General features: G+C 60.6%; 26 protein-coding genes and 1 other RNA gene. 14 read left to right on the top strand and 13 right to left on the bottom strand.

Annotated features, from left to right (window positions below; genetic code table 11):
• Positions 1-53: 53 nt before the first annotated feature.
• From ABMC88_RS03035 to ABMC88_RS03025, 3 genes are read left to right on the top strand one after another with little or no spacing between them, the layout of a single operon-like run.
• A complete protein-coding gene (locus ABMC88_RS03035) occupies positions 54-785 on the top strand; it encodes an energy-coupling factor ABC transporter ATP-binding protein (protein ID WP_349575344.1) in 732 nt (243 codons plus the stop codon).
• Entirely contained in the window at positions 760-1374 is a 615-nt protein-coding gene (locus ABMC88_RS03030; RefSeq protein WP_349575343.1) for a CbiQ family ECF transporter T component, read from the top strand. Before ABMC88_RS03035 ends, ABMC88_RS03030 begins: the two co-directional genes overlap by 26 nt.
• A complete protein-coding gene (locus tag ABMC88_RS03025; RefSeq protein WP_349575342.1) occupies positions 1371-1922 on the top strand; it encodes a biotin transporter BioY in 552 nt (183 codons plus the stop codon). The genes ABMC88_RS03030 and ABMC88_RS03025 overlap by 4 nt, the downstream gene beginning before the upstream one ends.
• Here the strand turns inward: ABMC88_RS03025 and ABMC88_RS03020 are convergent.
• Positions 1911-3011 (bottom strand): thiolase family protein, encoded by a 1101-nt coding sequence (locus ABMC88_RS03020; protein WP_349575341.1) that lies wholly within the window; start codon positions 3009-3011, stop codon positions 1911-1913. The genes ABMC88_RS03025 and ABMC88_RS03020 overlap by 12 nt on opposite strands.
• Positions 3008-4204 (bottom strand): AMP-binding protein, encoded by a 1197-nt coding sequence (locus tag ABMC88_RS03015; RefSeq protein WP_349575340.1) that lies wholly within the window; start codon positions 4202-4204, stop codon positions 3008-3010. The genes ABMC88_RS03020 and ABMC88_RS03015 overlap by 4 nt, the downstream gene beginning before the upstream one ends.
• 133 nt (positions 4205-4337) lie before the next feature.
• On the opposite strand from ABMC88_RS03015, the gene ABMC88_RS03010 reads away from it, so the two are divergent.
• Positions 4338-5324 (top strand): NAD(P)H-quinone oxidoreductase, encoded by a 987-nt coding sequence (locus ABMC88_RS03010; protein WP_349575339.1) that lies wholly within the window; start codon positions 4338-4340, stop codon positions 5322-5324.
• On the opposite strand, the gene ABMC88_RS03005 is transcribed toward ABMC88_RS03010, so the two are convergent.
• Positions 5321-6424 carry a DUF4268 domain-containing protein gene (locus ABMC88_RS03005; protein WP_349575338.1) on the bottom strand — a complete coding sequence of 368 codons (1104 nt, stop codon included), beginning with the start codon at positions 6422-6424 and terminating at the stop codon, positions 5321-5323. The genes ABMC88_RS03010 and ABMC88_RS03005 overlap by 4 nt on opposite strands.
• Positions 6425-6512: 88 nt before the next feature.
• Positions 6513-7151, bottom strand: coding sequence for a ribonuclease T2 family protein (locus ABMC88_RS03000; RefSeq protein ID WP_349575337.1), 639 nt, complete (start codon positions 7149-7151; stop codon positions 6513-6515).
• Positions 7152-7279: 128 nt separating this feature from the next.
• Between ABMC88_RS03000 and ABMC88_RS02995 the strand changes: the two genes are divergently transcribed.
• Positions 7280-8035: a DUF1013 domain-containing protein gene (locus ABMC88_RS02995; RefSeq protein ID WP_349575336.1), complete on the top strand. Its 756-nt coding sequence runs from the start codon at positions 7280-7282 to the stop codon at positions 8033-8035.
• A gap of 273 nt (positions 8036-8308) precedes the next feature.
• Here the strand turns inward: ABMC88_RS02995 and recR are convergent, their stop codons facing one another.
• The 3 genes from recR to ABMC88_RS02980 all read right to left on the bottom strand — a co-directional run bounded on the left by recR (position 8309) and on the right by ABMC88_RS02980 (position 11488).
• The gene (gene recR, locus ABMC88_RS02990) at positions 8309-8902 is read right to left on the bottom strand and encodes a recombination mediator RecR (protein WP_349575335.1); all 594 of its coding nucleotides are present in this window, start codon (positions 8900-8902) and stop codon (positions 8309-8311) included.
• A 106-nt stretch (positions 8903-9008) separates the two neighbouring features.
• A complete protein-coding gene (locus ABMC88_RS02985) occupies positions 9009-9353 on the bottom strand; it encodes a YbaB/EbfC family nucleoid-associated protein (RefSeq protein WP_349575334.1) in 345 nt (114 codons plus the stop codon).
• 386 nt (positions 9354-9739) lie between these two features.
• Positions 9740-11488 carry a DNA polymerase III subunit gamma/tau gene (locus tag ABMC88_RS02980; RefSeq protein WP_439655562.1) on the bottom strand — a complete coding sequence of 583 codons (1749 nt, stop codon included), beginning with the start codon at positions 11486-11488 and terminating at the stop codon, positions 9740-9742.
• Between the two features lie 170 nt (positions 11489-11658).
• Between ABMC88_RS02980 and ypfJ the strand changes: the two genes are divergently transcribed.
• A complete protein-coding gene (gene ypfJ, locus ABMC88_RS02975; protein WP_349575333.1) occupies positions 11659-12486 on the top strand; it encodes a KPN_02809 family neutral zinc metallopeptidase in 828 nt (275 codons plus the stop codon).
• 166 nt (positions 12487-12652) lie between these two features.
• Here ypfJ and ffs read toward each other — a convergent pair.
• Together ffs and ABMC88_RS02965 are read right to left on the bottom strand one after the other, a co-directional pair.
• Positions 12653-12750, bottom strand: an RNA gene (gene ffs, locus ABMC88_RS02970) — signal recognition particle sRNA small type.
• Positions 12751-12787: 37 nt separating this feature from the next.
• Positions 12788-14569: a 5'-nucleotidase C-terminal domain-containing protein gene (locus ABMC88_RS02965; RefSeq protein ID WP_349575332.1), complete on the bottom strand. Its 1782-nt coding sequence runs from the start codon at positions 14567-14569 to the stop codon at positions 12788-12790.
• A gap of 151 nt (positions 14570-14720) precedes the next feature.
• Here ABMC88_RS02965 and nudC point away from each other — a divergent pair, with 151 nt between their 5' ends.
• Entirely contained in the window at positions 14721-15689 is a 969-nt protein-coding gene (gene nudC / locus ABMC88_RS02960; protein ID WP_349575331.1) for an NAD(+) diphosphatase, read from the top strand.
• 108 nt (positions 15690-15797) lie between these two features.
• On the top strand, positions 15798-16262 hold the full coding sequence (locus ABMC88_RS02955; protein ID WP_349575330.1) for an SRPBCC family protein: 465 nt from the start codon (positions 15798-15800) through the stop codon (positions 16260-16262).
• Between the two features lie 8 nt (positions 16263-16270).
• Here ABMC88_RS02955 and ABMC88_RS02950 read toward each other — a convergent pair whose 3' ends face one another.
• Positions 16271-17125, bottom strand: coding sequence for a prephenate dehydratase (locus ABMC88_RS02950; RefSeq protein ID WP_349575329.1), 855 nt, complete (start codon positions 17123-17125; stop codon positions 16271-16273).
• A 128-nt stretch (positions 17126-17253) separates the two neighbouring features.
• On the opposite strand from ABMC88_RS02950, the gene ABMC88_RS02945 reads away from it, so the two are divergent.
• From ABMC88_RS02945 to ABMC88_RS02925, 5 genes are all read left to right on the top strand, one after another.
• Complete coding sequence (locus ABMC88_RS02945; protein ID WP_349575328.1) at positions 17254-17754, top strand: c-type cytochrome; 501 nt, start codon at positions 17254-17256, stop codon at positions 17752-17754.
• Positions 17755-17974: 220 nt separating this feature from the next.
• The gene (locus ABMC88_RS02940; protein WP_349575562.1) at positions 17975-19837 is read left to right on the top strand and encodes an extracellular solute-binding protein; all 1863 of its coding nucleotides are present in this window, start codon (positions 17975-17977) and stop codon (positions 19835-19837) included.
• 3 nt (positions 19838-19840) lie between these two features.
• The gene (locus tag ABMC88_RS02935) at positions 19841-20986 is read left to right on the top strand and encodes a microcin C ABC transporter permease YejB (protein WP_349575327.1); all 1146 of its coding nucleotides are present in this window, start codon (positions 19841-19843) and stop codon (positions 20984-20986) included.
• Positions 20986-22098 carry an ABC transporter permease gene (locus tag ABMC88_RS02930; RefSeq protein ID WP_349575326.1) on the top strand — a complete coding sequence of 371 codons (1113 nt, stop codon included), beginning with the start codon at positions 20986-20988 and terminating at the stop codon, positions 22096-22098. Before ABMC88_RS02935 ends, ABMC88_RS02930 begins: the two co-directional genes overlap by 1 nt.
• The gene (locus ABMC88_RS02925; RefSeq protein WP_349575325.1) at positions 22098-23678 is read left to right on the top strand and encodes an ABC transporter ATP-binding protein; all 1581 of its coding nucleotides are present in this window, start codon (positions 22098-22100) and stop codon (positions 23676-23678) included. The genes ABMC88_RS02930 and ABMC88_RS02925 overlap by 1 nt, the downstream gene beginning before the upstream one ends.
• 28 nt (positions 23679-23706) lie before the next feature.
• On the opposite strand, the gene ABMC88_RS02920 is transcribed toward ABMC88_RS02925, so the two are convergent.
• Entirely contained in the window at positions 23707-23853 is a 147-nt protein-coding gene (locus tag ABMC88_RS02920) for a hypothetical protein (protein WP_349575324.1), read from the bottom strand.
• 90 nt (positions 23854-23943) lie between these two features.
• Between ABMC88_RS02920 and ABMC88_RS02915 the strand changes: the two genes are divergently transcribed.
• Complete coding sequence (locus tag ABMC88_RS02915) at positions 23944-24819, top strand: LysR substrate-binding domain-containing protein (RefSeq protein ID WP_349575323.1); 876 nt, start codon at positions 23944-23946, stop codon at positions 24817-24819.
• Positions 24820-24824: 5 nt separating this feature from the next.
• Here ABMC88_RS02915 and ABMC88_RS02910 read toward each other — a convergent pair whose 3' ends face one another.
• Both ABMC88_RS02910 and ABMC88_RS02905 read right to left on the bottom strand, forming a co-directional pair.
• Entirely contained in the window at positions 24825-26351 is a 1527-nt protein-coding gene (locus tag ABMC88_RS02910) for a D-alanyl-D-alanine carboxypeptidase family protein (protein ID WP_349575322.1), read from the bottom strand.
• 267 nt (positions 26352-26618) lie between these two features.
• A complete protein-coding gene (locus ABMC88_RS02905) occupies positions 26619-26942 on the bottom strand; it encodes a hypothetical protein (RefSeq protein ID WP_349575321.1) in 324 nt (107 codons plus the stop codon).
• Positions 26943-26960 lie beyond the last annotated feature (18 nt).

Raw genomic sequence — 26960 nt, 5'->3', positions numbered from 1 at the left:
TGCGGCGTGACTGGTAAGCCCCTGCCAATGATGCTTCCGCCCAAAGGTTTATTTTGACACATCCGCGCCCTCTTATCGATGTAAACGCCGCTGGTTTGTTGATCGACGACCGTGCAATCCTGCGCGACGTCACGGTGCAAACCGATGCGCGGCGGGTGGCGGTGTTGGGGCGCAACGGCTCTGGCAAGTCGACGCTGGCGCGGGTGATGGCGGGCTTAGTGCTGTTGGATACTGGCACGGTGCATCTTGCGGGCGTCGATGTGGCGCGCGACAGGCGCGGCGCTTTGTCTGCTGTGGGTATCCTGTTCCAGAACCCCGATCATCAGATCATCTTTCCCACGGTGGCAGAGGAGCTTGGCTTTGGCCTGTCGCAGATGGGCATGGACAAGCCTGCCGTGACGCGCCGCGTGGCGCAGACTCTCGCGGATTTCGGCAAGGCAACGTGGGCCGAGGCCGCCGTGCATGAACTCTCCCAAGGGCAGCGGCAGTTGGTCTGCCTGATGGCGATTATCGCGATGCAGCCAGAGGTGATCATTCTGGACGAGCCTTTCTCGGGGCTGGATATTCCTACCGCGATGCATCTGGCGCGGGTGTTGGAGCGGACGCAGACGGCGTTGATCCACATCACCCACGATCCGCGCATGGTTGCAGGCTATGACCACGCCGTCTGGATCGAGCGCGGCGCGGTGGCGAATCAAGGCGCGGTTGCGGACGTGGTTCCCGCCTTTACGGCTGCGATGCAGGAACTGGGGGCGCGTGATGATCTCACTGACCTCACCGGTTAGAACCCGTGCCCACGGCTGGCCCGCGGGGGCAAAGCTGGGCGCGTTATGCGTGGCCTCTGTGGGGTTGTTCTGGGTGTCGGACCTTCGGATAATGCTGCTGGCGGCTGTGCTTACGGCGGTTTTGTATGCGCTGCCAGGGCGCGGGTTTTTGCGCTTTGGTCTGCGCAGGCTTTGGCCGCTTTGGCCTTTCGTCGTCCTGATCCTTGCCTGGCATCTGGTGACAGGGGGCTTGGCGCAAGGGCTGCACATCACGGTGCGAATGCTGACCGCTGTGGCTTTGGCCAATCTGGTCACGATGACCACAACCCTGACCGATATGATGCAGGTGGTGCGTTGGCTTTTGCACCCGCTCACCCGCGTCGGCCTGAATTTACGTGCGGTACAACTTGCATCCGCGATGGTGATCCGCTTTACGCCCGTATTGGCACACAAGGGTGGCGCATTGGCGATGGCGTGGCGGGCAAGGTCGCGCAAGCGAGCGGGCTGGCGTGTGATTGTGCCGTTTATGGTGCTTGCACTGGATGATGCCGACCACGTAGCCCAAGCGCTGCGTGCGCGCGGCGGTATAGAAATGGATAGATTATCATGACAACAGAACGGACCGTTGCGCAGGTTGCGCTTTTTGCTGCACTGATCGCGGCCCTTGGGCTGATCCCGCAATTAACGCTGGCCTTTGGTGTGCCGATCACGGCGCAAAGCCTTGGGGTGATGCTGTGTGGCACCGTGCTGGGGGCCAAGCGCGGCGGCTATGCGGCGTTGCTGTTTGTCGGGCTGGTGGCGATTGGCCTGCCGCTTTTGGCAGGCGGGCGCGGCGGTCTTGGGTTGTTTTCCGCCCCCGCAGCAGGGTTTTTGATCGGCTTTCCCTTTGCGGCTTTTGCAACGGGCTGGATGATGGAGCGGTTGGGCCATCTTGCGGTCGCTTGGGCTGCGGGACTGGCAGCGATCTTTGGCGGGGTTATCGTGCTGTATATCTTTGGCATCGGGGGGCTTGCGATTATTCTCGAGCGTTCAGTCGTTGATGCGGCCCTGATGGTCACGGCATTCATCCCCGGCGACATGATCAAAGCGGTATTGGCGGCGTTGATCACCGCGGCGTTGTTCCGTGCGCGGCCCGCGCATGTTGTTTCACGCAGCTAGGATCAGCGCGGTTGCGATCCCGCCGGCTGCCGCAATTGCGGCAAGGCCGGTGCCGCCTGTGCCGTGTAGCTGGTGAAACAGCCGCACGGCATTTACGGTTCCCGACGCGCCAATCGGATGGCCCCGCGCCAAAGCACCGCCACCTGTGTTGACGCAGATCGGGTCCAGCCCCACCCCCTCGACGCAGGCGATGGCCTGCACGGCAAAGGCCTCCATGATTTCGGCATGGGTGATCTGATCCGCTGACAGGCCCGTCTGCGCAAAGGCGGCTTTGATCGCAGCCAGTGGCGCAATGCCGGGCAGTTCCGGCCTGTCCCCCTTGGTCGCGCCGCCGAGGATCTCTACCCCGTCCAAGCCCGATCGCCGCCGCATTCTGTCTGATACAATGACGCAGAACGCTGCCCCGTCTGCGGCCACTGCCATATTCGCAGCCGTTATTGTGCCGCTGATCTGCTTGGCCCGTGCGGCCAGTGCGGGTGTCATACGGCGGGCAAAAGGGTCGCTGCACTGACCCTCTATCGCGGTGATTTCTCTTGGCGGGAGGGGCTGCGCCAAAGCTTTGCGGTGGCTCTCAACGGCCCACATATCCTGCGCCTCACGCGTGATGCCATAGACACGGGCCAGCGTATCTGCGGCGTTTGCCATGTCGGGGTCGCGGGCAGGCCATGGGGCAAAGGGCGGTTGGTCATAGCCTTCGGGCGGGCGGCCGTCGGCAAAGGTACGCAAGCGCTGCGGCCTGCGCGAATAGCTTTCAACCCCGCCCGCGACGACCACATCGGCGGCACCGCTGGCGATCATCGCACGGGCAAGCAACAGCGCGTCCAGCCCGCCCGCACATTGGCGGTCAATGCTCAGCCCTGCGACATGTTCGGGCAGGCCCGCGGCAAGAGACACCAAGCGCGCAGGATTACCGCCACCGCCGATGGCATTCGACACGATGACCTCGTCTACTTGGTGCGCGCTCACCCCCGCTTGGGCCAAGGCCGCACGCAAGACCGGCGCGCCAAGCGCGTCCAGTGACAGTGCGGCAAACACGCCGCCGCGTGGCACCACGGCAGAGCGGCAGGCGCCGATGATATGGGCGCTCATACCTGCGCTCCGGTCAGGGTTGCGATCTGTTGCAGGTCGGGTTTGCCCGAGGGGAGTATCGGAAAGGGCTCAAGGAAGAGGACCTCTCGCGGGGGGTGCAGGCCGCGTGTGGTGCAGGCGCGGGGTAAAGTTTGGCGCAGGCCCGCATCCTCGGGTCCCGGCAGCACGGCAATGATGTGCTGCCCGCGCAGGGTGTCGGCCCGCGCCATCACCGCGCAGTAGGGCGCATGGGTCAGTGCGCAAATCGCGGCCTCCAGTTCCTCTGGGTAGACCGTCTGGTCCGCGACGTTCATCACGCGCCCTGCGCGGCCTTTGAGAAACAGATTGCCCTGCGGGTCCAGATGTCCGCGCTCTCCTACGGTGGTCCAGTCGCCGTTGCGGCGGGTGTGGGGGCTGTCGCCTTGCAGGTAGTGATCAAACAGATAGGGGCTGCGGACCCAGACGCTGCCGATGCCCTGCGCATCCTTGTCCCGCACCGCGATGTCGGCATTTGGATAGGCACGCCCGACGGACCCTTCGGGTGTGGAGGCATCGCCCAGCGTGACAAAGCTGGTTTCCGCCGCGCCGTAAAAGACATGCAAGGCGGCGTTGGGGCACAGGCGTGCGATATGGTCTTGAGTGGCCGCGTCAAGCGCACCGCCACCGCAAAGGATCAGACGAAGCGCGGGTAGGGGCTGCGCAGCGGGAAACAGGCGCAACTGGGTCGGTGTCGCATAGAGGATTGCGCATTTGTGATCGTGCAATTGCGTGCTTTGGGCGCGGGGGCCAAGGTCTGACAGTGCGTGAATGTCCATCCCCAGATGCAGCGCCTCTAGCACACCGTAAAGGGCGAGTGAGTGGCTGAGCGCACCCAAGACCGCGATGCTGTCGCCACGGCCATAGTCAAACAGAGCGGCGTTTGTCTCGAAACTGGCGGTCCATGATGCTTGGCTGCGGGCGATGACTTTGGGAGCGCCAGAAGTGCCTCCGGTCAGGGTGGCAAAGTGCGACGGGGGCAGAGCGCACAGATCAACGGTGGCGCTATCGGTGACACAAAAAGGCACGGTGCCAAAGGCATTGGCCAGCCCCGAAAACGCAGCAGCCAGAGGCGTAGGCGGGATCTGCGCAGTGGCGGCCTGCATGCAAGGCGTCACCTGCACGCCTGCCACGAATGCGCGGGCAGAGGGGTGCCATTGGAACTGTGCATCTGGCATTTTCGGTCCCTGTCCCCTTTTGCTGTGGGGGTGCTTTAACAAACGTCTCCCGCGCTGACCATATGGGGGTGTACTCCCTTCGTGCCTGATTTACAGTGACCGCAAAACGAGACACCCCGAAAGGACCCCCCCGATGACCCAGATGATGCGCGCAGTTGAGATCACCAAACCCGGTGGGCCGGACGTTCTACAGATGACCCAGCGGGAGATGCCGCAGGCTGCACATGGTCAGGTCGTTCTCAAGGTCGCGTGGGCGGGGGTGAACCGGCCTGATGCGCTGCAACGCGCGGGCGCCTATGCACCGCCCCCCACCGCCAGCGATCTGCCGGGGCTGGAGGCCTCGGGCGAGGTTGTAGCCATCGGCGCAGGTGTTTCTGGCCTCGCGCTGGGCGACAAGGTCTGTGCGTTGCTGCCCGGTGGCGGTTATGCCGAATATGTGGCTACCCCTGCTGCCCATTGCCTGCCCGTCCCTGCGGGCATGGGCATGAAGGAAGCGGCCTGCCTGCCCGAGACGTTCTTTACCGTGTGGTCCAACGTTTTCATGCGCGGCGGGCTGAAGGCGGGCGAGCGGTTCTTGATCCACGGCGGCTCAAGCGGGATCGGCACGACAGCGATCCAGCTGGCCCATGCGTTCGGGGCGCGGGTGTTTGTGACCGCGGGCAATGCCGAGAAATGCGCCGCCTGTGTGGCGCTGGGCGCCGAGCGGGCAATCAATTACCGCGAGGAGGACTTTGTCGAGGTGATGGAGGCCGAGGGCGGCGCGGATGTGATCCTCGACATGGTCGGTGGCGACTATATCGCACGCAACCTCAAGGCGCTGGATTTTGAGGGGCGGTTGGTGCAGATCGCGTTCCTTGGCGGGCCGAAGGCGGACATCAACTTTGCGCCGCTGATGATGAAGCGCTTGACGATGACAGGCTCGACCCTGCGGCCGCAATCGGATTTGGCCAAAGCCGGTATCGCGACCGAGCTGCGCGAGGCCGTGTGGCCGCTGCTGGACGCGGGGCGCGTGGTACCCGTGATGGACAGCGATTTCGACATGGAAGACGCCGCCGCCGCACACGCGCATATGGAGGCGAGCCAGCATATCGGGAAAATTGTGCTGAAGATCGGCGGCTAGAGGGCGGCGATTTCGGGGATTGAAGGCGAAAAGGCGGTGATTAAAGACTGGATGCGGCTATGGTGCCATTCAATCGCTTTTGCCTGATTGCCAATCTCTGTTGTGTCCAGTTCAAGCTTCGAGACAATGCGGCACAGCCTTGCATCCGGTAAGTCACGCCATTCGAGCGGTGCGCCGAACCGGTCTTCAAACACGGCGCGATTATCTTTGAGATGTTGGAATATCCGCAAGTTTCGCGCCTTGTCCGGCGTATCAATGATGAATTCTACCCTGACTTCTGTCTTGAGAAGAATGAGCGTGAAATGCAGGCCGCTTTTGCCTGACGCGATATTCATCCAATTTTCTTGAGTCGCGGTTCTGTTGTCCAACAAAGGTGTGTTATGCAGTGCAAGGTACTCCATAACAGCTTCCCAATATGTGCGTCGCCTTATGTGACGCTCTGCTTTTCCTATGCTTGCGGTTTCCTCCACCGCTGATTTCTCTGCCAGTTGGATCATATAATCCGATGTTTCAGGCGGGGGAATGATTTGGTCTACGGTGAGGAACAGCTCGTCTCCGCTAGAGAAGGGCGAGACTTGAAAGCAGGTGATGCTGACGCCTTTGCCCAGCAGCCAGAGGGCTGTCGCCGTGATCTCTGGGCGGAAGCTGGCGGCGACAAAGATGATGCGTTGACTGTTGGCGGTGTTGAGCGATAGCTCCTCGCTGTCGCCTGCGTCTATGAATTCGGTGATTGCCTCGCGGGCGGTGTCGATCGGCTGGCCCAGATAGCGGCTGTAGATTTCGACGATTTGCGCGGTCTTGAGGGTCGAGCAATAGGCCGCGTATTTGAGCGCCTGCCAGATCACATCGCGGCCCGAATCGTCGAGTTTGTTCTCAATCACCACGATGCGGCCCTGACGGTCGAGGGCCAGCAGGTCGAGCCGTTCGCGGGTGTTGTCGAAGCCGTCGAACTCTTTCTGGATAATCAGCAGATCGCCCAAGGCTTCGGGGTGCTGGGCGAGCCATTCTTGCAGGTGTTTGCGCTCGGTGAAGCCGAGGTCTTTGAAGCTGTGCTTTTGCAGCGGTGTGATCTGGTTGGTGGAGCGGTTGATTGAGTACATGGGTTGAACTCTTCGGTTTGCGTGCGGGGCTGATTGCGGGAATGAGTTTATTGGCAAAATAAAGAAGCGGTGGTGCCGTGGTCGGGGCCTAGCGCAGGGGGGTGAAGACGGCGTCTTTTAGGGTGCAGTCCTTTATCACGTCGCGGCCGCAGGGGACGGGGGTGAGGTCACGCGAGAGGCAGATGCGGGCCTCTTGGATGTAGCCTTGGCGGCAGGTGATGGTGATGCTGTCGCGGGTGAGGTGTGGGTTTTCTTTGATAAAGGCGTCCTCGACCACGGAGGCGGGGAGTTTGACGGTGCGGTCGAGTTTGCGGAAGACCGAAGGCCGTGTGACCGTGGCGTAGGCGCGGCGCGACAACTCATAGTAATCGGGCGCGCTGAGGTTGGTGCAGGTGCCGTGTTTGTTCCATTGGTGCCACGCCAGGCCGCCTGTGCCCATGATGTCGGCCATGTCGCCCGTCATGCTGCGACTGGGTGCGCGTTTGGCGGTTTTGCAAAACGACGGGTAGCCGCGGTGGAATTGCGGCCAGAGCCCATGCAGGATCCATCCGTGGTCTTCGGATGTGTCGCATTGCGGAGAGTTGCGCGCATCGCCTTCCAGTGCGCACCAGTTTGCCGACCAGCTGAGCGCCATGACGTAATAGTCGAAATCGCCTGCGCGTTCTCCCTTGGCGGTGGCGGCGAGGGGGGTGAGGCACAAAGCGAGGGTGAGCAAAATACGGCGCATCTGGGGTCTTTCCTTATGGCGGGTCCTTGGCTATATAAGCCACAAGTTCCCCCAAATTGGAAACGGTTCTGGCCCGCCAGGACAGCCTAATTCAGGCGACGGGGAAGGTGCGTTTATAGGAGAGAGACATGGCAAAACCGATTATGGCAAAAGCCACCGCTGTTTGGTTGGTCGACAACACCACCATCAACTTCAAGCAGATTGCCGATTTCGTCGGCATGCACGAGTTGGAGGTGCAAGGCATTGCGGATGGCGATGTAGCGGCTGGTGTCAAAGGCTTTGACCCGATCACCAACAACCAGTTGACTCAAGAAGAGATCGACAAGGCGCAAGCCAACCCGCTGCACAAGCTGACGCTCAAGTTCAACGCCGCTGCCAGCGGTGAGGAAAAGCGCCGTGGCCCACGCTATACGCCGCTGTCAAAGCGTCAGGACCGCCCTGCCTCGATCTTGTGGTTGGTCAAGTTCCACCCAGAGCTGACCGACGCGCAGGTGAGCAAGCTGGTCGGCACGACCAAGCCGACCATTCAGGCGATCCGCGAGCGGACGCATTGGAACATCGCGAACATCCAGCCGATTGATCCTGTGGCGCTTGGCCTGTGTAAGCAGTCCGAACTGGATGCCGCTGTGCAAAAAGCTGCGGCCAAAAAGGCCAAAGAAGGCGACGTGATGACCGACGACGAGCGTCGCAAGCTGGTCAGCACCGAGCAGAGCCTTGGCATGGAGGCAGAGCCGAAAATGCCCGCAGCGATCGAAGGGCTTGAGACCTTCTCCCTTTCCACGAATGACGACGAGGAAGACGACAAGAAAGACAGCGATTTCTCTGACGCTGAAAGCTTCTTTAACTTGCCTGACGGCGACGAGAGCGACGAAGACGCAAAATAACGCGCTTGCCGTTCTTCACGGCAGCGATGTTTTGCGAGTGCAAGCTTGAAGAGGCGTCCGGTCTCGGGCGCCTTTTTTCGTTCGGGGAGTGCTGTGACTGGAGTGCTGCGGGCAATGTGGTCGCGGTCGGGGCGTATCGGTGTGGGCCGTTTTCGAGTTTGTTTGATTAGGCGCTTGCGGCAAAGGCATGGCAAAGCGCTGTTGGTGCCAGATGAGATGACGTCGAGCGGAGGATCACAGCCGAATAAGGCCTGACCGGACCGCGATTGACGGCTAGAGCTGTTTGCGCGCCCGCATCGCGGCAGTGATTGTGCCATCGTCGAGATAGTCGAGCTCTCCGCCGATGGGGACGCCTTGGGCTAGGGAGGTGAGGGTCACGCTGCCCTCAAGCTGGTCGGCGATGTAGTGGGCGGTGGTTTGCCCGTCGATAGTGGCGTTCAGGGCGAGGATGACTTCGTTTATGCCTTCGCTTTGGACGCGGTCGATTAGGCGGGGGATGCGCAGCTCTTGCGGGCCGATGGCATCGAGGGCCGAGAGCGTGCCGCCGAGCACGTGGTAGCGACCTTTGAATACGCCCGAGCGTTCCATCGCCCAGAGGTCGGCCACGTCTTCGACAACGCAAAGCTCTCCGTTGGCGCGTTTTTCGTTTTCGCACAGATCGCAGATGTCAGAGGTGCCGACGTTGCCGCAGTTGAGGCATTCGCGGGCGGTGGCTGCGACCTGTTGCATCGTGTCGGCCAATGGCGACAGCAGCAGGGCGCGTTTGCGAATGAGATGCAGGACCGCACGGCGTGCAGAACGGGGACCAAACCCGGGGAGTTTGGCCATCAGTTCGATCAGCGCGTCGATGTCGCGGGTTGAACTCATCTGTGGGTGCCTGTTGCGCGTATGGGATTGAGTTTAAGGGCAAAATAAAGAAGGGCAGCAGAGAGGTCGTGCTGCCCTGTCCTTTGTGTGCTTGGTGCGGCGTGGTTTAGAAGGGGAGCTTCATGCCAGCGGGCAGGCCCATGCCTTCGGTCAGTTTGCCCATCTCTTCCTGTGCGCGGTCTGAGGCTTTGCCTTGTGCGTCCTTGATCGCGGCGAGGATCAGGTCTTCGACGACTTCTTTGTCGTCGCCGTTGAAGATCGACGGATCGATGTCGAGTGCCTTAAGCTCGCCCTTGGCGGAGCAGGTTGCTTTGACGAGGCCTGCGCCGGATTCGCCTGTGACCATGATGTTGTGCATTTCTTCCTGCATCTCGGCCATTTTGCCCTGCATCTCCTGGGCTTTCTTCATCATTCCGGCCATATCGCCGAGACCGCTTAGTCCTTTGAACATGTCATATCCTTTTGGGTTTGCGCCGTTTGAGGGCGGTGTATGTGCTGAGGATAGATATGGCAGCACAGATGCTGTTCGACAAGTAGGGCAGCCCTATGCAGCCTTCTTGTTGCATGAGCGTAAAGAAGGGCGTGTCGGGGTCATCAAGTTGGGGTAATTAATTAGCCGCCCATGCTGTGAGTGCTGCGATTGCGGCGCAGAGCAGCCAAAGCCAGCGGCGGTGGAGGATCAGTGCGAGCATCAGGGGCCACCCTGCGGGGGGGGGGGGGGGAGCGCCTCTTCCCAAGCGGAAACTGGTGTCCCATCGCCCAAGGGGTGCTCATTGTTGCAGACTTCTGCTGCTGCTGCGGTGGGGATTGCCGTCAGGCAGAGCCACAGGCGCCGCGTTAGCTGTCCTCGAAGGGGTCCCATTCATCTTCGACCTCTGGCAGCGCCTCGCTTACGGCGGCGGCGGCGATGTCTTCGGGGGTGCGAATGGCGGTGATCTTGGCTTGCGGGAATTGCACAAGCACGGCTTGCATCAGGGGGTGCGCCTCGGCATCCTCACGCAGGGCGTTGTCTTTTGCGTCGCGGATGGAGGCGATGGTGGGCGCGCCGCCTTCGTTCACCACGGTGACGGCCCATCGGTTGCCTGTCCAAAGCTGGAGCTTGCCGCTGAGCCGTTGGGCAAGGTCACGGGGAGCTGCGTTTGTGGGCACAAACTCGATCCGGCCGGGTTGGTAAGCGGCGAGTTGTAGGGATGTTTCGACCTCGACCAGCAATTTGACGTCGCGGTTGTGGCGGATCAGTTCGAGGACGTGTTCAAACGTGGGATAATGGGCCAGTGCTTCGGCGGGATCACGGGCGAGGGCGGTGGTTTGGCCACCTGCGGTCGGGTTTGCTTCCATCCGACTTTGTGCTTGGCTTACGGCTTGCGCACCGTTGCCCGAGGGCGAGGAGCGCCCGGAGGGTAGCGAGGAGCCGCCCGTCGGGGTAGGGGTGTTTTGCAGTTTTGCCACCAGCTCGGACGGGGTGGGCAGGTCGGCCACATGGGTGAGCCGGATGATCGCCATTTCGGCGGCCATCATCGCGTTGGGCGCGGTTGCCACCTCGTCCAGTGCTTTGAGCAGCATTTGCCACAGCCGTGTCAGTACGCGGATCGGCAGCGCGTCGGCCATAGTGCGGCCGCGGTCACGCTCTTCCGGCGATATTGTCGGGTCCTCGGCCGCGTCGGGTGTGATTTTGACAACGCTGATCCAATGGGTGATCTCGGCCAGATCCCGCAGCACGGCCAACGGATCGGCACCTTCGGCGTATTGGGCGCCAATCTCGGTCAGGGCCGCGGCGGCGTCACCGCGCAGGACCATGTCGAGCAGGTCCAGCACGCGGGCACGGTCGGCGAGGCCGAGCATGGCGCGCACCTGCATCGCTGTCGTCTCGCCTGCGCCGTGGCTGATGGCTTGGTCCAGCAGCGATGTCGCGTCGCGGGCCGAGCCTTCGGCGGCGCGGGTGATAAGGGCAAGGGCGTCATCGGCAATTTGTGCGTTCTCTGCACCAGCGATTTTTTGCAGCAGGGCGATCATCACCTCAGGCTCGATCCGGCGCAGGTCAAAGCGCTGGCAGCGCGACAGGACCGTGACCGGAACCTTGCGGATTTCCGTTGTGGCGAAGATAAATTTGACGTGCTCTGGCGGCTCTTCGAGGGTTTTGAGCAGGGCGTTGAACGCGCCTGTGGACAGCATGTGCACTTCGTCGATGATGTAGACTTTGTACCGTGCCGATGCTGCGCGGTAGTGGACGGAATCGATGATCTCTCGGATGTTGGCGACGCCTGTGTTGGAGGCAGCGTCCATTTCGATCACGTCGACGTGGCGGCCTTCCATAATAGCGGTGCAGTGTTCGCACACGCCGCAGGGGTCGGTTGTTGCGCCAGAGGTGCCATCGGTGCCGATGCAGTTCATGCCTTTTGCGATGATCCGCGCCGTGGTGGTTTTGCCCGTGCCGCGGATGCCTGTCATGATAAAGGCTTGCGCAATGCGGTCTGCCTCGAACGCGTTTTTCAGGGTGCGCACCATTGCCTCCTGACCGACAAGATCGGCAAAGGTTTCAGGGCGGTATTTACGTGCAAGTACGCGGTAGGCGGTAGCGTCTGACATGGGCATCCTGTCGGGTGGGATTCGGGTGTTAGCCGCAGGGTATGCGTTGGCGCAGGCAGGGGCAACGGCGCAGTGTGCTGCGATTCGCAGCAGCGTCATTGTTTGATGCATTGAACCAAAGCCGTACTATTGTGTTATGGTATTGGAAAATATGGTTAGGGGAAGATGCCATGCGGCTCAGAGGAATTAAGCGCAGTAGCAATGTCGAGATGCGCGGCGGCTCGCGGCGCAGTGCCGGCGCCAAGGGCGGATTGGGCGTGGTCGGGGTGCTTGCTGTGCTTGCGATTGGCTATTTCACGGGGATTGATGTCTCGCCTTTGTTGCAAGGTGGCAGTGTGCAGCAGCAAGAGCAGTCAGGCGGCAGTGCGGGTGACGAGGCGGCAGCCGAGTTTAGCGCACAGGTGCTGACCACGACCGAGGCGGTTTGGACAAAAGTGTTTCAAGAACAGTTGGGGCGGACGTATACGCCGCCGACCTTGGTGATCTTCAATGGCGTGACGCAAAGCCCCTGCGGCGGGGCAAGTGGTGCTACAGGGCCGTTTTATTGCCCGGCCGATAGCAAAGCCTATCTGGACACCCAGTTTTTCACCGCTTTGGATCAGCAGATGGGCGCAGGGGGCGACTTTGCGGCGGCGTATGTGATTGCACACGAGGTCGCGCATCATGTGCAGAACGAATTGGGGATTTTGCCAAAGGTGAACGCGGCACGGCAGCGCAGCTCAAAGACCGAAGCAAACAGGCTGACGGTTCGGCTGGAGCTGATGGCGGATTGCTTGTCTGGGATTTGGGCACGCAATGTGCAAGGATTGATGGAGCGCGGTGATCTGGAAGAGGCGCTGAATGCGGCGCGGATGATTGGGGACGACCATCTGCAATCGCAAGCGGGTCGCGTGCCGCAACCACATACCTTTACCCATGGCACATCCGAGCAGCGCGCAGGCTGGTTCGCGCGTGGCTACGATAGTGGCGATGTGGGGCAGTGCGATACGTTTTCGTAAGTCTCTAGCGGCCGCTCTTCGCTGCCTTTGGACGCTCATCGCTGGGGGTGGGCCGCAAAGGCAGCGACGTTGGCGTGAGGTTTGCATCTCAGGATATGGGCCTTTTGCGACCTTTGCTGCGCAAAGGCACTTTCGGCTGTCACAACCTGCTGCGCAGCCTGTGACGAGGTGAGAGATTGATAACGACCCAAGCGGGACTCGTTGTGGCTGCTTCCTTCCGGACCTGACCAGGTTGGCGAGGCGCCTGCCCGCACCAACCTCTCGAGCGTTGATATAGGCAATGATGCGCTCTGCTGCAAGACTAGAGCGTGATGCCAATCTGTATAAAACCGTCAGAGGTTTCGCCAAGCGGTGTTGGATGCAGGTGTGCGATGTCTTCCAGACAGGCCACAGCCTGCGGGTGGCTGAGGAAAGTCGCCTCGACGCCGAGGTGCGGCGCGAATCGCCATGGCGGGGTATATTCCTTCAGGACAGGGGCATTGCTGGTGAGCAGGTTGATCATGCTGTCATTGAGAGGTTGCTCGAACCCGATGACAATCTTGTCGGTGGCGGCTGCCGAATAGCCCCCGCCGCCGCGGGCGCGAAAATAGCTGGTGGCCAGAATGAATTCCTGATCCGGCTCTACAGGGGTGCCTTCGTGCCGGAAGTTCCGGATGCGGTGGCCCGCTGGAGCCGTCGGGTCAATAAGATAGGTCAGGCCGAAGATCGTATCGAACTGGAACGCAGGCACATCAGGATTTGTCAGCGTTTGCCGTTTGTTTTTTGCTGTTAGTTGGCTGAAGATCAGCGCCGAATGCTCCAGCCAGTTGCGCATTTCAGTTCCGGTCGTGCGGATGCCGACGGTTTGGTTCGCGAAGGGGTTGAGGCCTGCAATATGGCGCCGCAACACAGGGCCGTTCGGGATGCAGGTGTAATTGCTCAGCCCGTCGCGACCCCCAGCGCCATGCGCAGGCGCTGTTGCAAGTACGGGCAGATGGCCAAGCGACGTACCCGCCAGTGCATCCGCGACCAATGCGCGTTTGCTTTGCGCAACCAGATTTTGCGTTGGCGCGGGCGACACAAGGGAGAAATAGCTGTGCATTGACTGCGCGCTGGTGGCGACATGGGCATCCAGGTGGTTCACGACCTGTGCATGTGCGGTTTGCGCAAAGCCACGTATGGCTGGATCGGGTTTGATCGCGGGGCCGTTCGGCCGCAAGGCGCTGTGATGGCTCGTGACCTTCCAGCCGTCCGGGGCCGTATGTTCAAGCCCGAGGTCAAGGACGCCCAGATCAGAGCCCGCATGGCCTGCCATGACCGCAGGAACGCCGCCGACCGTACACTTGTCCAGATCGACACCGGCACGGCTGGCGTAATCCGCAGAGGGCAGCCTGCGGTGCGTGTGACCCAAGATAAGCGCATCAATATGCGCACTTTCCAGAATCCCCTGAGCAGCCCGCGTGTCGTTATTTGCACCGTCCTTGTGGCCCACGCCCATATGCGCCAGCACAACCACAATGTCTGCGCCCGATTGCTTGAGGTCGGATGCAACACGGGCGACAGTTTCGGCGGGTTTTTCAAGCGACGCACCGGGGTCCAGATGATGGCCCTGCCACAATTGGGTGTTCTCGGGCAGCACAGACATTACCCCCACGGTGAGCGGCGCAGGCGCGCCTTGCGGCATCTCGACGGAGAGCAACGCGTAGCTGGCCAATGGGGCGACCCGCGGTGATACAAGGTTGGAACAGACAAGCGGCATATCAAGCGCCTCTGCCACGGCCCTCAGATAGGGCATGCCGTGGTCCAGATCATGGTTGCCCACGCCTAAAGCATCATACCGCAGATGGTTCAGGCTTGCCACGATGGGGTGGTCGGGGGTCACTTCCTGTTCTGCCAGATGCGTGGCCAAGGGCGTTCCCTGAAATGTGTCCCCGTTATCAAGCAGTAAGACGGGCGTATCGTCCGCCTCCGCCTCGGCGCGCGCTTCTTTGATAAGGCGTGCTACACCGGCAAGGCTGCCGCCTTGCGTCGACCGACCTTTGATGTAGTCATAGGCCACGAGATGACCGTGTAAATCGGTCGTTGTGAGAAGGCGAAGAAGCACGGCGGTCCGCTTTTTATCGAGGGTGGTGGGGGCAACGGGGTCCCCATGTCATACGCTAACACCCCTGGTAGATAGGGCCAACCGAATTGTAACGGATGCGTGTGCAGATCATAACCGCTATCACGACCAAAGACAGGAACGGGACACAAAGATGAAAAACGCAGAGCAGGTGACTTTTGGGGGCTCGGGTCTGGACCGTGCGGGCGAAGTGCGCGGCGATGCGCAGGCTTTGGCCGCGATGGCGGCGGACCCTACGGCGCGGGCAATCGTCTTTTGGCGTGGCAAACCATTGATGAGCACGGAACGCCCTGCGGGCCTGATCCGCTTGGCGATGGACCATGCCGTGCTGCGCGATGCGGTGTCGGCGCCTATCCTGTTGGGCCGTGAGGAAGGCGGCCCTACCTTCGCGGTTGATGTGTCTGCCTGGACACCTGCCGACCTTGACGAAAGCAGCCTTGGCGGGTTTCTGGACCCCTCCGAGCAACGCCACCCCGCGCTGCCCGACTGGATGGTGTTTGCCGAACTGCGGCGCGTGATGACGTGGCTGTCGCCCCGCGATGCCGAGCTTGCCGCGTCGGGCAGGGCGATCTTTGGCTGGCATGACATTCACCGGTTCTGCGCGCGATGCGGGGACAAGACCGAAATGACCCAAGGCGGTTGGCAACGCAGTTGTGGCAGCTGTGGCGCGTCGCATTTTCCGCGCACTGACCCTGTCGTAATTATGCTGATTACCCATGAGAATTCCGTGCTTGTCGGGCGCTCGCCCGGGTGGCCGAAGGGGATGTATTCGCTGCTGGCCGGATTTGTTGAGCCGGGCGAGACGCTGGAGGCGGCAGTGCGCCGCGAGGTGTTCGAGGAGGCGGGTGTGCGCGTGGGTGAGGTCGGCTATCTGGCCAGCCAGCCGTGGCCTTTTCCTGCATCGCTCATGTTTGGGTGCTGGGGCCATGCCACGACCCGCGAGATCACGATAGACCCTACCGAGATCGAGGACGCACGCTGGATCAGCCGCGAGGAAATGATGGAGATCAGCCAAGGGCACCATCCCGAAGTCCTGCCTGCCCGCAAAGGCGCCATCGCGCATTTCCTGATTGAGCGTTGGCTGCAAGACACGCTCGACTAAAGGGCATTTAACATTTGTTAACGAATGATCCGTTCGGGCAGTTGACCCTTTCGGGGCGGGCCTTAAAATGGCGCCACGTGGCGCAAAGACCAAACCCAAGAGGCGAAAATGAAATTCTCGACGAAGGAAGATGTGGAAGCGCCGATTGATGCGGTTTTCGCAATGATGTGCGATTTCGAGACATTCGAGCGTGCAGCGATGCGTCGCGGCGCCGAGGTGCAGCGCACGGACACAATGACCGCGCCGGGCGTGGGGTTGTCATGGCGCGCCGCCTTTATGCTGCGCGGCAAGCGCCGTCAGGTCGAATTGGAAATCGTGACATTCGACAAGCCTAACGAGATCGTGATCGAGTGTCGTTCGCAGGGGTTGCTGACGCTGGTCACGATGGAGCTGGTCGCGCTGTCCAAAAACCGGACGCGGATCATGATGTCGTTTGACATAAAGCCGCTGAACCTGTCGGCACGCCTGTTGGTGCAATCGCTCAAGCTGGCAAAAACGTCACTGACCAAAAAGTACAAGCTGCGGGTTGCAGAGTTCGCGAAATCGCTTGAGGATCGTTATAAAAACGCCTGATCGAGACGCTACTTTGCGCTATCCCAACGGCCCGGATGGGCCGGATAGACGCCCAGAATATCCAGAACATTTGTGAAATAACCCAACTCCTCCAGTGCGCGCTGCACGGCCGGATCATCGGGGTGCCCTTCGATGTCGGCGTAAAATCGGGTGGCGGTGAAGGCCCCGCCGACCATATAGCTTTCCAGCTTGGTCATGTTCACGCCATTGGTCGCAAAGCCGCCCATCGCTTTGTAAAGCGCGGCGGGGATGTTGCGGACCTCGAACACGAATGTCGTCATCATCCGTTGCCCGCGTGGGGTCATGTCAATCTCGGGGGCCATTAGCAAAAAGCGGGTGGTGTTGTGGTCCAGATCCTCGATCCCGTCGGCCAGGACGTCCAGTCCGTGGATTTGCGCGGCGACTGCACTGGCCAGCACACCTTCGTGCAGGGGGCCACCTTCCGCCAGTTCTTCTGCGGCACCTGCGCTGTCGGCGGCGGGTTCCGAGGTGATGCCGCGGGCCTCAAGGTAGGAGCGTGCCTGCGGCAGTAATACCAGATGGGCGCGGACGTGTTTTATATCCTCCAGCGCCACACCGGGCCGCGCCATCAGCGCGATGCGCACCCGTACGAATGCTTCTTCTATGATGTGCATCCCGCTTTCGGGCAGCAAGCGGTGGATGTCTGCGACGCGGCCGTAGGTGGTGTTTTCAACAGGCAGCATGGCCAGATCGGCGCGGCCCTCGCGCACGGCGCGCAGGACGCCCTCGAAGGTGGTGCAGGGGACGGGGATTCCGTCGGGGCGCGCCTGTAGGCAGGCTTCGTGGCTGTAGGCGCCCAAGGCGCCCTGAAAGGCGATGCGCGGTGCGATATTGGCGGTCATTACGCGTGTCCTTTGCAAAAACCTGTCAAATTGGTCGTTTGGTCGCGGTAACTACACCTTGCTTGCGGTAAGGGAAAGCAATAGATAGCGCGGGAACAATTGATCAAACTAAAGCGATGGACAGACCCATGGATACAATGATGCTCACGAAAGTTGCCGCCGGTGTGCTTGGCGCATGGTTGGTTTTGTTGCTTGGTAAATGGGGTGCCGAGGAAATGTACCACGCCTCGTTGCACGGCGACGCATCCTATGTGATCGAAGTTGAAGGCGCGGCCGGCTCTGAGCCCGAGCCCGAAGTGCCATTCGAGGAAATCATGGCGTCTGCCGACGCGGGTGCCGGTGCAAAAGTGTTCCGTAAGTGTACCGCCTGTCACAAGGTTGAAGCCGGCGCGAACGCTGCGGGCCCTTACCTGTACGGTGTTGTAGGCCGCAATGTCGCCGCTGCCGAGGGCTTTGAGTACTCAGGCAGCCTTGCTGCGCAGGCAGATGTCTGGACGCCCGAGACACTAAACGCGTTTCTGGAAAAGCCAAGCACCTGGGCTCCTGGCACGACAATGGGTTTCGCGGGTCTGGGCAAGCCTGAAGACCGCGCAAACGTGATCGCGTATCTCGACAGCCTCGACGACTAAGACGCAGCTGCACGTCCGGAATTTTAGAAAGGTCGCCCGCAACGGCGGCCTTTTTGCCGTTTACCGCCGGATTTCAACCAGATCACAGGTTTGCAACTTGTATCTTGGCGGACGGCAGCATTAGCTTACATATGCTGTTGTAGAGCATGTTGTTCCGAGGAGTTTGCCGATGTTGTCATTTGCCCGCCGCCCGTTTTCCCGATTTTGCGCAGTTTTTGCGATGGGGGCTTTTGCCGGCCTGTCAGCTTTGCCTGCCCATGCGGATGACGATGCGCCGTTGATCACCAGCCACGGATATTCCTTTTACGGCGATCTCAGCTATCCTGCGGATTACCCGCATTTCAACTATGTGAACCCCGAAGCACCCAAGGGGGGCGAAATCTCGATTGCGCGCCTTGGTACGTTTGATTCGATGAACCCCTATTCGCGCAAAGGGCGCGGCGGTTTGCTCAGCACCGTTATGTACGAAAGCCTTTTGGGCGAGGGGACAGGAGGCGAGGCCGCACCCGCCGACGTTTATTCCGAATATTATTGCCTGCTGTGCGAAAGCCTTGAATACCCCGAGACGAAAGACTGGGTGATTTTTCGTATGCGCCCCGAGGCGCGGTTTTCCAACGGTGATCCAGTGACGGCGCATGACATCGCCTTTTCGCACAACCTGCTGTTGGAGCAAGGGCTGAAGTCCTATGCCGATTATGTCCGTCGCCAGATCCCCAAGGTTGAAGTGCTGGATGACCACACGATCAAATTCTACTTCACCGAAGGCATCTCGCGCCGCAGTCTGATTGAGCAGGTGGGCGGCGTGCCTGCGTGGTCGAAGAAATGGTACGAAGAATCAGGTGCGCGGCTGGATGAAAGCCGTCTTGAGGTCTCGCCAGGGTCGGGGCCGTATATGATCGACGATGTCGATGTGAACCGCCGCATCGTCTACAAACGCAATCCCGACTATTGGGGGAATGATCTGCCCTTCAACGTGGGCCGCAACAACTTTGACGCCATTCGGGTGGAATATTTCGGCGATGAAAACGCAGCCTTCGAGGCGTTTAAATCGGGCGAATACACCTTCCGCGACGAGGGCAATTCAAAGCAATGGGCAACGGGATATGATTTTCCCAAGGTCACGGACGGCTACGTGGTCAAAGACGAAATCGCGGATGGTGCGCCTGCAACGCCCAATGGGATTATCTTCAACCTCGGGCGCGAGGTGCTGCAGGACAAACGTGTGCGTGAGGCGATCGCGCTGGCGTATAACTTTGAATGGACCAACGAGTCCCTGCAATACGGGCTGTTCAAGCAGCGCGCTTCATTCACCCAAGACACGCCGTTGATGGCAACGGGCACCCCGCAAGGTGCCGAATTGGCGCTGTTGCAGCGGTTGGGCGATGTGGTGGACCCTGCGATGCTGACGGATGAGGTGCGTATGCCGCACACGTCGAAACCTGAACGTCTTCTGGACCGCCGCAATGCACGCGCAGCGTCCAAGCTGCTGGATGCGGCGGGCTGGACCGTGGGCGATAACGGCAAACGTGTGAATGCCGATGGCGTGCCTCTGAAAATCACCTTCCTGCTCAACTCCTCGGGCTCGGCCACCCTGTCCGCAACGGTTGAGAACTTCATGTCCAACCTTGAGGCCTTCGGCATTGAGGCGGTGCTGGAGAAGGTGGACAGCTCGCAGTACACAGCGCGTGAGCGGGACCGCGACTATGATCTGGTTTACGACCAATATGCCGCCTTCCTTGGCACGGGCACAGGGTTGTCGCAGCGCTATGGCTCTGAGGCGGCAGAGTTTTCCCTGTTTAACCCCGCAGGTTTGGCCAGCCCGATGGTAGACGCGATCATCGAGGCCTCCCTGCGCGCCGAAACCCGCGAAGAAGAGCGTGCCGCGATGACCGCACTTGACCGTGCATTGCGCCATGAATTCATTATGATCCCGCTGTGGTATAAAGATGTCTACTGGACCGCTTATTACGATCAATACGCCCATCCCGAAGAGCAACCCGCCTACGCGCTGGGCTATCTTGATTTCTGGTGGTACGACGCCGACAAAGCAGAAAAATTGCGCACGTCAGGTGCGTTGAGGTAAAATATGGGCGCCTATATTCTCAGACGGTTGTTGCTGATCCCCGTAACTTTGTTCGGGATCATGCTGGTCAACTTTGCACTGGTGCAATTTGTGCCGGGTGGTCCTGTTGAGCAAGCGATTGCGCGGATTCAGGGGGGCGGCGATGTGTTCGGCGGCTTCGCGGGCTCAGGCTCGGATGCGGATACGGGCGATCTGGGCGGTTCCGAGAATTACGTAGGCTCACGCGGGTTGCCGCCGGAATTCATCGCTGAGTTGGAGAAAGAGTTCGGCTTTGACAAGCCGCCCGTGGCGCGGTTCTTCAACATGCTGTGGAATTATATGCAGTTCGATTTCGGAGAGAGTTACTTCCGCTCGATTTCGGTCATTGATCTGATCAAGGAAAAGCTGCCCGTGTCGATCACGCTTGGGCTTTGGTCGACGTTGATTGCCTATATGATCTCGATCCCGCTGGGGATCAAAAAGGCGGTGCGCGATGGATCGCGGTTTGACACATGGACATCGGGTGCGATTATCGCGGCCTATGCGATCCCCGGCTTTCTGTTTGCGATCTTGTTGCTGGTGCTATTCGTGCCTGCAAACTGTTTCCGTATCCCCGGTTTGTCGGATGTCTGGGAAAACGGCGCGACCTTTAACCCCACCTGTTATGAGCTCTTCCCCCTGCGGGGGCTGACATCGGATAATTTCGACCAGCTCAGCGCGTGGGGCAAGGTCAAAGACTACTTCTGGCACATCACCCTGCCTGTACTGGCCTCGACCATTTCGGCCTTCGCCACGCTGACGCTGCTGACAAAGAACAGTTTCCTCGACGAGATCAAGAAGCACTATGTCATGACCGCCCGCGCCAAGGGCCTGTCCGAACGCAAGGTGCTGTATGGCCACGTTTTCCGCAACGCCATGCTGATCGTGATCGCGGGCTTTCCTGCGGTGTTCATCGGCGTCTTCTTCGGCTCGTCGCTGATTATCGAGACGATCTTCTCGCTCGACGGGTTGGGGCGTTTGGGGTTCGAGGCGGCAGTGGCGCGCGATTACCCGATTGTGTTCGGAACGCTGTTCATCTTTGGTCTGATCGGGCTGATCGTGAGCATCATCTCGGACCTGATGTACGTGCTGGTCGATCCGCGCATTGATTTCGAGAAGAGGGAAGGCTGATGGCGTTGTCCCCCCTGAACCAGCGCCGCTGGCGTAATTTCACCCGCAACCGCCGCGCCTTCTGGTCGCTGTGGATTTTCGCGGTGGTGTTCACGCTGTCGCTGTTCGCCGAGTTTTTGGCAAACGACAAGCCGATCCTCGTGAACTACCGCGGCGACTACTATATGCCGATCTTTAACTTCTACGCCGAAACAGAGTTTGGCGGCGATTTCCAGACCGAGGCCGCCTACCGCGATCCAGAGGTGAAATGCCTGATCGCCAGCGGCGGGCTTGAGGCGTGTTTTGACGACCCTGAAGGCATGGTCGCGCAGATTGCTGATGGCAGTTTTGACGCCACCACTGAAGGCTTCGACAAGGGCTGGGCCATTTGGCCGCCCATCCCGTACAGCTATGACACCGCAGTCGACCGCCCGGGCGCCGCCCCCCTGCCGCCCAACGGCGAGAACCTGTTGGGTACAGACGGTACCAAGCGTGACGTGCTGGCCCGCGTCATCCACGGCTTCCGCCTGAGCATCGTTTTCACGCTGCTCGTCACCGGCCTCAGCACCATCATCGGCATTGCGGCGGGTGCGGTGCAGGGCTTCTTTGGTGGCTGGCTTGATCTGATTTTCCAGCGCGTGATCGAAATCTGGACATCGACTCCCTCGCTTTATGTCATCATCATCATGTTCGCGATATTGGGGCGAAGTTTCTGGCTACTGGTGTTCCTGTTGGTGCTGTTCAGTTGGACGGCGCTGGTGGGCGTGGTGCGGGCCGAGTTCCTGCGCGCCCGCAACCTTGAGTACGTGCGCGCAGCGCGGGCCTTGGGCGTGGGTAATACCACGATCATGTTCCGCCATATGCTGCCAAACGCGATGGTTGCCACCCTGACGATGCTGCCGTTTCTGATCACCGGCACAATTTCGTCTCTCGCGGTGCTCGATTTCCTTGGCTTTGGTCTGCCGTCCTCGGCCCCGTCCTTGGGGGAGCTGACTTTGCAAGCCAAGCAGAACCTGCAAGCGCCTTGGCTTGCCTTCACCGCCTTCTTCACCTTTGCGATCATGCTGTCGCTGCTGGTTTTCATATTCGAAGGGATCCGCGATGCGTTTGATCCCAGAAAGACGTTTCAATAATGGCGCCGCTTCTGGATGTTCAAAACCTGCGTGTGTCCTTTCGCCAAGACGGGGGGCTGACGGCCGCTGTCAAAGGCATATCGTTCCACGTCGAGCGGGGGGAGACTGTGGCGCTGGTGGGCGAGAGCGGTTCGGGCAAATCCGTCTCGGCGCTCAGCACGGTGAGCCTGCTGGGAGAGACGGCCCATGTGGAAGGCTCCGTCACCTATGACGGGCAGCAGATGATCGGGGCCAATGACGCCCTGCTGCGCAAAGTGCGCGGCAATGACATCAGCTTTATCTTCCAAGAACCGATGACCTCGCTCAACCCGCTGCACACGATCGACAAACAGCTGGCGGAATCGCTGTCGTTGCATCAGGGGCTGTCGGGCGATGCGCTGAAGGCGCGAATACTCGAGCTGTTGGTCAAGGTCGGTATCAACGATGCTGAAAGCCGCCTTGGCAGCTATCCGCACCAGTTGTCGGGCGGGCAGCGCCAGCGCGTGATGATCGCGATGGCCTTGGCCAACAAGCCCGACGTGCTGATCGCGGATGAGCCGACGACCGCGCTGGATGTGACCATTCAAGCGCAAATCCTTGACCTGCTCAAAGAGCTGAAAGACAGCGAAGGCATGGGCCTGCTGTTCATCACCCACGACCTTGGCGTGGTGCGACGCATCGCGGACCGCGTCTGTGTCATGCAGCAGGGCGAGATTGTCGAGCAGGGGCCAACGGCGCAGATTTTCGACAACCCGCAGCACCCTTACACACAAAAGCTTTTGGGCGCTGAACCTACCGGCCGTCCGGCCCCCGTGCCGGATGACGCGGAGGTGATCGCGCAGACTGAGAACCTCAAAATCTGGTTCCCGATCCAGCAGGGATTGCTGCGCCGCACCGCGGGCCATGTGAAGGCCGTGAATGACGCGAGCCTGAGCGTGCGGGCGGGCGAGACGATTGGCATCGTTGGCGAAAGTGGCTCTGGCAAGACCACGCTGGCGCTGGCCGTGATGCGGCTGATTGCGTCCGAGGGTAAGATCACCTTTATGGGCAACGACGTGCGCCAATGGTCGACTAAGGAGTTGCGCCGTTTGCGCAAGGACATGCAGATCGTGTTCCAGGACCCCTTCGGCAGCCTGTCCCCGCGCATGACCTGCATGCAGATCATCGCCGAGGGGCTGAGCATCCACAAGGTCGACCCGGACCGGAACCCCCGCGAGTTGGTGCATGACGTGATGATCGAAGTGGGCCTCGACCCCGCTACGATGGACCGTTATCCGCATGAATTCTCGGGCGGGCAGCGGCAGCGGATCGCGATTGCCCGCGCCATGGTGCTGCGCCCGCGCTTGCTGGTGCTGGATGAGCCGACCTCCGCGCTTGATATGACAGTTCAAGTGCAGATCGTCGACTTGCTGCGCGAGTTGCAGGTGAAATACGGGCTGGCCTATCTGTTCATTAGCCACGACCTGAAAGTCGTGCGCGCCATGTCGCACCGCGTCATGGTGATGAAGCGCGGTGATGTCGTGGAATACGGCGATGTGGACGCGCTTTATGATAATCCACAGACGGAATATACCCGCACACTGTTGCAAGCTGCGACATAGGCCCGAGAGGGGCCTATGTGCATAAATCTTACAGGTTTTTGGCGTTAATCATGCGTGTCTTGCGGCGCGTGAACCAACGATGGCGCTTTGTCTCGGGGATCGATGGGACGTCAAGGACGCGAATGTAGTCGTTCCGCGTAGCGTTCAGGTAGGTCTGTGCGTAGATGTAAATCATGGTCTGTCTCCTGTGTGTGCCATCATCCTTGACCAATCGCCGCTGTGATGCGACTCATGGAAATTAAGCATATGTAAGCAGGAGTATCATATGGACTGGCGCGCTCTGCCTCCGCTATCCGCTTTGCGGGCGTTTGCAGCCTTTGCGCAATGCGGCAGCGTTGTTGCGGCGGGCGACGCGTTGGGGGTGTCTCATGCTGCGATCAGCCAGCAGTTGCGCGTGTTAGAGGACCATTTGGGCACGGCATTGCTTGACCGTTCTGGCCGTGCCTTGGTCCTGACGGGGGAGGGTGCGCAATTGGCCAGCGCATTGCGCGGCGGTTTTGCCCTGATGGGGGAGGGGGTGGCCGCGTTGACAAGGGCACGCGATTCGCGGCCCTTGCATATCTCGGTCACGCCCACCTTTGCGGCCTCTTGGTTGATGCCCCGAATGGCGGGGTTTCGTGCCGCCCATCCGCAGATTGATTTGATGATCGATCCCACGGCGGATATTGTCACGCTAAGCCCTGACGGGATCGACCTTGCGATCAGATTCGGGAAGGGCGACTGGGCAGGGGTGGAGTCGACCCTGTTGTGGGAAAGCACGATGGTCGTCGTTGGCGCGCCTGCGCTGGTGGGCGACATGGCGTGCGACGATGTGGACGCGCTTGCGCAATTCCCGTGGATGGAAGAGTTCGGCAATTCCGAATCGACAAGTTGGCTAAAACGTCACGGGGTGAGCAAGCCCGCAGGCGGTATGCTGCGACTGCCTGGCAACCTGTTGGTGGACGGGGCGCGGGATGGCCAGGGGATTGCCGTGACCGTGCGGCGGTTCGTCGAGCGTGACATCGAGGCAGGCCGCCTGCGGGTCCTGCACGAGGAGAAGGGCGCGGGCGCGGGCTATCACATCGTGACGCGCAGCGGTGTGATGCGCGCCCCGCTCAAGGCGTTTGTGGCGTGGTTGAAACGTGAGGGGCGGACGCCCTAGCGCGCTTAGCCCGGCCCGATCATAAAGCAGCTGACATTGCGTGCTTTCAGGCGACGACAGGCCAGATCAGCGGTTTCGCGAGTCATCCCGAGGAAGTTCGCGTCAAAGCCCTGCGGCTTGCGAATGACCTTGCGCAACGAACCGTCAAGGGTAGCCATTTCCGCCAATGCAGTCTTGATCAACACCTTTTCGGCGGCATAGCGGCTGCCGAAGCGGCCCACGTTCACGCCCCATTGCCGCCCGCCCGAGGTCGAGACACGGGTGACCACCTCTTGCGGCGCTTTGTTGGCCTTTGGCAGGGGCTTTGCACCGATCACCACAAGGCCCTTGGGCCGTAAGGCGGGCCTGACAGAGGCGGTGGCAGCGGCCAGTACAACATTCGCCGCCTTGGCCACGGGTTTCGACGGGGCAGGGGTGGGGGCTGCTTCGACCTTGATCGCTTCGACCACAGCGTCATTGATGGCCGAGCTTAGAACGTCGCTGATCGCGTCAGTTGCAGGGGCCGCGGCAACCAGTACCGGCGCTTCGGCGCCGGGCCTCAACTTTGGGCGCATAGATGTCCTGACTGCGCGGATCAGACGGATCGTCTTGCCCTTTGCGCCAGGGGCGGGTGTCTTGTTGGCGGCGATGACCTGTGGGGCCGCCTCGGGCTGTGGTTTTGCCTCGGCGATATATTCAGGAGCTTCGGGCTTGCGAAGACGCGCACGCGAGGGCGCACGGCGAAATCCGAGGTCCATCAGCTCGGCCACTTTTGCATTCCGCGAGGTGGTGGATTTACCACCAAACACGGTCACGATGATCCGCTCGTTTCCGCGCTCGGCAGAGGCGGTCAGGTTAAAGCCAGCCGCACGGGTGTAGCCCGTCTTGATCCCGTCTGCGCCCTTGTACGAGTTCAGGAAGCGGCGGTTGGTGTGGTTCACTTTGCGCACGCCCGCATCTGCGGTGATGCGTGAAAACAGGTTATAGTACTGCGGAAAATCATACAGCAGGTGCCGCCCCATAACAGTCATGTCGCGGGCGGTGGACTGGTGCCCCGCCTCGGTCAGGCCGTGGGCGTTTTTGAATGTCGTGCGCGTCATCCCCAGCTGTTTCGCAGTGCGGTTCATACGGCGGGCAAATTTCGCCTCCGAACCCGAGATCGCTTCGCCGATTGCAGTTGCGGCATCGTTGGCGGATTTGATCGCTGCGGCACGGATCAGGTAGCGCAAGGCAATACGCTGGCCTGTCTTCAGCCCCAGTTTGCTGGGCGGCTCTGCTGCTGCACGTTTGGACACGCGCACTTTGGTATCCAGCGAGATCTCGCCGCGCTCGATCGCTTGGAATGCGATGTAGAGGGTCATCATCTTGGTCAGGGAGGCAGGGTGCAGCCGTGTCTCGGCGTTGCGGGCGTGCAGCACTTTGCCGGTGCGCGCATCGACCACATAGGCCGCGTAGGGGGCTGCCATTGCGCTCATCGGGACGAGCACGAGCAACCACAAAGCTGCGAGTAAAAATAGCCCGAAACGGGCCGGCTGCATGCGCCGAACCTTCATGATAATCTGCCTTGATCTGCCTCTGGGGTCCCCGATTTTTCGGGTGACCATCTTTTTGATTGAGTAAAATCTAACACAGAAAACTGTTTCTGATAACCCGTATAATCAAAGGCTTCGGCGGTTTTTGTTGGATGTTGCGTGGCACATATGGGGGTCAGTTTTGGCCTAGCCACCACATTGGGCATTGTGTCAGGAATGTGGCAGCACTTGGGCAGGGTTTGCCCCATTTCAAGCGCACCGGTCTGGCCCCAAATTCTGCCCCCGGATTCAGGCCCGCGTTCGCGAGGCGTAGTGTCGCTCCAGAAAGCCCAGCTCGATCCCGAGAATCGAGGGCACGGGGATCATCGGCTCCAACGCATCCGAAAGTACGGCCAGCAGCCCCTGCATGAATGCATCATCACGGTGCGGCTTCTCCAGCATACGCAGCCGCAGCAACACATGATCATGGTGCGTGACAGCCAGCGGATGCGCACGCCCCTTACACTCGCCAGAGGAGGCGTCATAGGCGGTGACGACCTCCTCCACCTTGGCCAGAACGGCGGCGGCGTCGAATTGCAGAGTGGCTGAATAGCTCAGATCAGCTTGGGGCATGGGGCTCTCCTTTAGGGG

The sequence above is a fragment of the Sulfitobacter aquimarinus genome, assembly GCF_040149565.1.
Taxonomy (GTDB): Bacteria; Pseudomonadota; Alphaproteobacteria; order Rhodobacterales; family Rhodobacteraceae; genus Sulfitobacter; species Sulfitobacter aquimarinus.
The sequence above is the reverse complement of the archived record's forward strand: the minus strand, read 5'-3'. Positions and strand labels throughout refer to the sequence as shown.

Bases quoted from the DNA above. Each gene is read 5' to 3' on its own strand.
- ABMC88_RS02995 (WP_349575336.1), top strand. From the start codon at position 7,280: ATGGCAAAACCGATTATGGCAAAAGCCACCGCTGTTTGGTTGGTCGAC.
- ABMC88_RS02915 (WP_349575323.1), top strand. From the start codon at position 23,944: ATGGACTGGCGCGCTCTGCCTCCGCTATCCGCTTTGCGGGCGTTTGCA.
- ABMC88_RS02925 (WP_349575325.1), top strand. From the start codon at position 22,098: ATGGCGCCGCTTCTGGATGTTCAAAACCTGCGTGTGTCCTTTCGCCAA.
- ABMC88_RS02955 (WP_349575330.1), top strand. From the start codon at position 15,798: ATGAAATTCTCGACGAAGGAAGATGTGGAAGCGCCGATTGATGCGGTT.
- ABMC88_RS02985 (WP_349575334.1), bottom strand. From the start codon at position 9,353: ATGTTCAAAGGACTAAGCGGTCTCGGCGATATGGCCGGAATGATGAAG.
- ABMC88_RS02980 (WP_439655562.1), bottom strand. From the start codon at position 11,488: ATGTCAGACGCTACCGCCTACCGCGTACTTGCACGTAAATACCGCCCT.
- ABMC88_RS02905 (WP_349575321.1), bottom strand. From the start codon at position 26,942: ATGCCCCAAGCTGATCTGAGCTATTCAGCCACTCTGCAATTCGACGCC.
- ABMC88_RS02935 (WP_349575327.1), top strand. From the start codon at position 19,841: ATGGGCGCCTATATTCTCAGACGGTTGTTGCTGATCCCCGTAACTTTG.
- ypfJ (WP_349575333.1), top strand. From the start codon at position 11,659: ATGCGGCTCAGAGGAATTAAGCGCAGTAGCAATGTCGAGATGCGCGGC.
- ABMC88_RS03020 (WP_349575341.1), bottom strand. From the start codon at position 3,011: ATGAGCGCCCATATCATCGGCGCCTGCCGCTCTGCCGTGGTGCCACGC.
- ABMC88_RS03025 (WP_349575342.1), top strand. From the start codon at position 1,371: ATGACAACAGAACGGACCGTTGCGCAGGTTGCGCTTTTTGCTGCACTG.
- nudC (WP_349575331.1), top strand. From the start codon at position 14,721: ATGAAAAACGCAGAGCAGGTGACTTTTGGGGGCTCGGGTCTGGACCGT.
- ABMC88_RS02945 (WP_349575328.1), top strand. From the start codon at position 17,254: ATGGATACAATGATGCTCACGAAAGTTGCCGCCGGTGTGCTTGGCGCA.
- recR (WP_349575335.1), bottom strand. From the start codon at position 8,902: ATGAGTTCAACCCGCGACATCGACGCGCTGATCGAACTGATGGCCAAA.
- ABMC88_RS03030 (WP_349575343.1), top strand. From the start codon at position 760: ATGATCTCACTGACCTCACCGGTTAGAACCCGTGCCCACGGCTGGCCC.
- ABMC88_RS03000 (WP_349575337.1), bottom strand. From the start codon at position 7,151: ATGCGCCGTATTTTGCTCACCCTCGCTTTGTGCCTCACCCCCCTCGCC.
- ABMC88_RS03005 (WP_349575338.1), bottom strand. From the start codon at position 6,424: ATGTACTCAATCAACCGCTCCACCAACCAGATCACACCGCTGCAAAAG.
- ABMC88_RS03010 (WP_349575339.1), top strand. From the start codon at position 4,338: ATGACCCAGATGATGCGCGCAGTTGAGATCACCAAACCCGGTGGGCCG.
- ABMC88_RS02930 (WP_349575326.1), top strand. From the start codon at position 20,986: ATGGCGTTGTCCCCCCTGAACCAGCGCCGCTGGCGTAATTTCACCCGC.
- ABMC88_RS02910 (WP_349575322.1), bottom strand. From the start codon at position 26,351: ATGAAGGTTCGGCGCATGCAGCCGGCCCGTTTCGGGCTATTTTTACTC.
- ABMC88_RS02940 (WP_349575562.1), top strand. From the start codon at position 17,975: ATGGGGGCTTTTGCCGGCCTGTCAGCTTTGCCTGCCCATGCGGATGAC.
- ABMC88_RS03015 (WP_349575340.1), bottom strand. From the start codon at position 4,204: ATGCCAGATGCACAGTTCCAATGGCACCCCTCTGCCCGCGCATTCGTG.
- ABMC88_RS02950 (WP_349575329.1), bottom strand. From the start codon at position 17,125: ATGACCGCCAATATCGCACCGCGCATCGCCTTTCAGGGCGCCTTGGGC.
- ABMC88_RS02920 (WP_349575324.1), bottom strand. From the start codon at position 23,853: ATGATTTACATCTACGCACAGACCTACCTGAACGCTACGCGGAACGAC.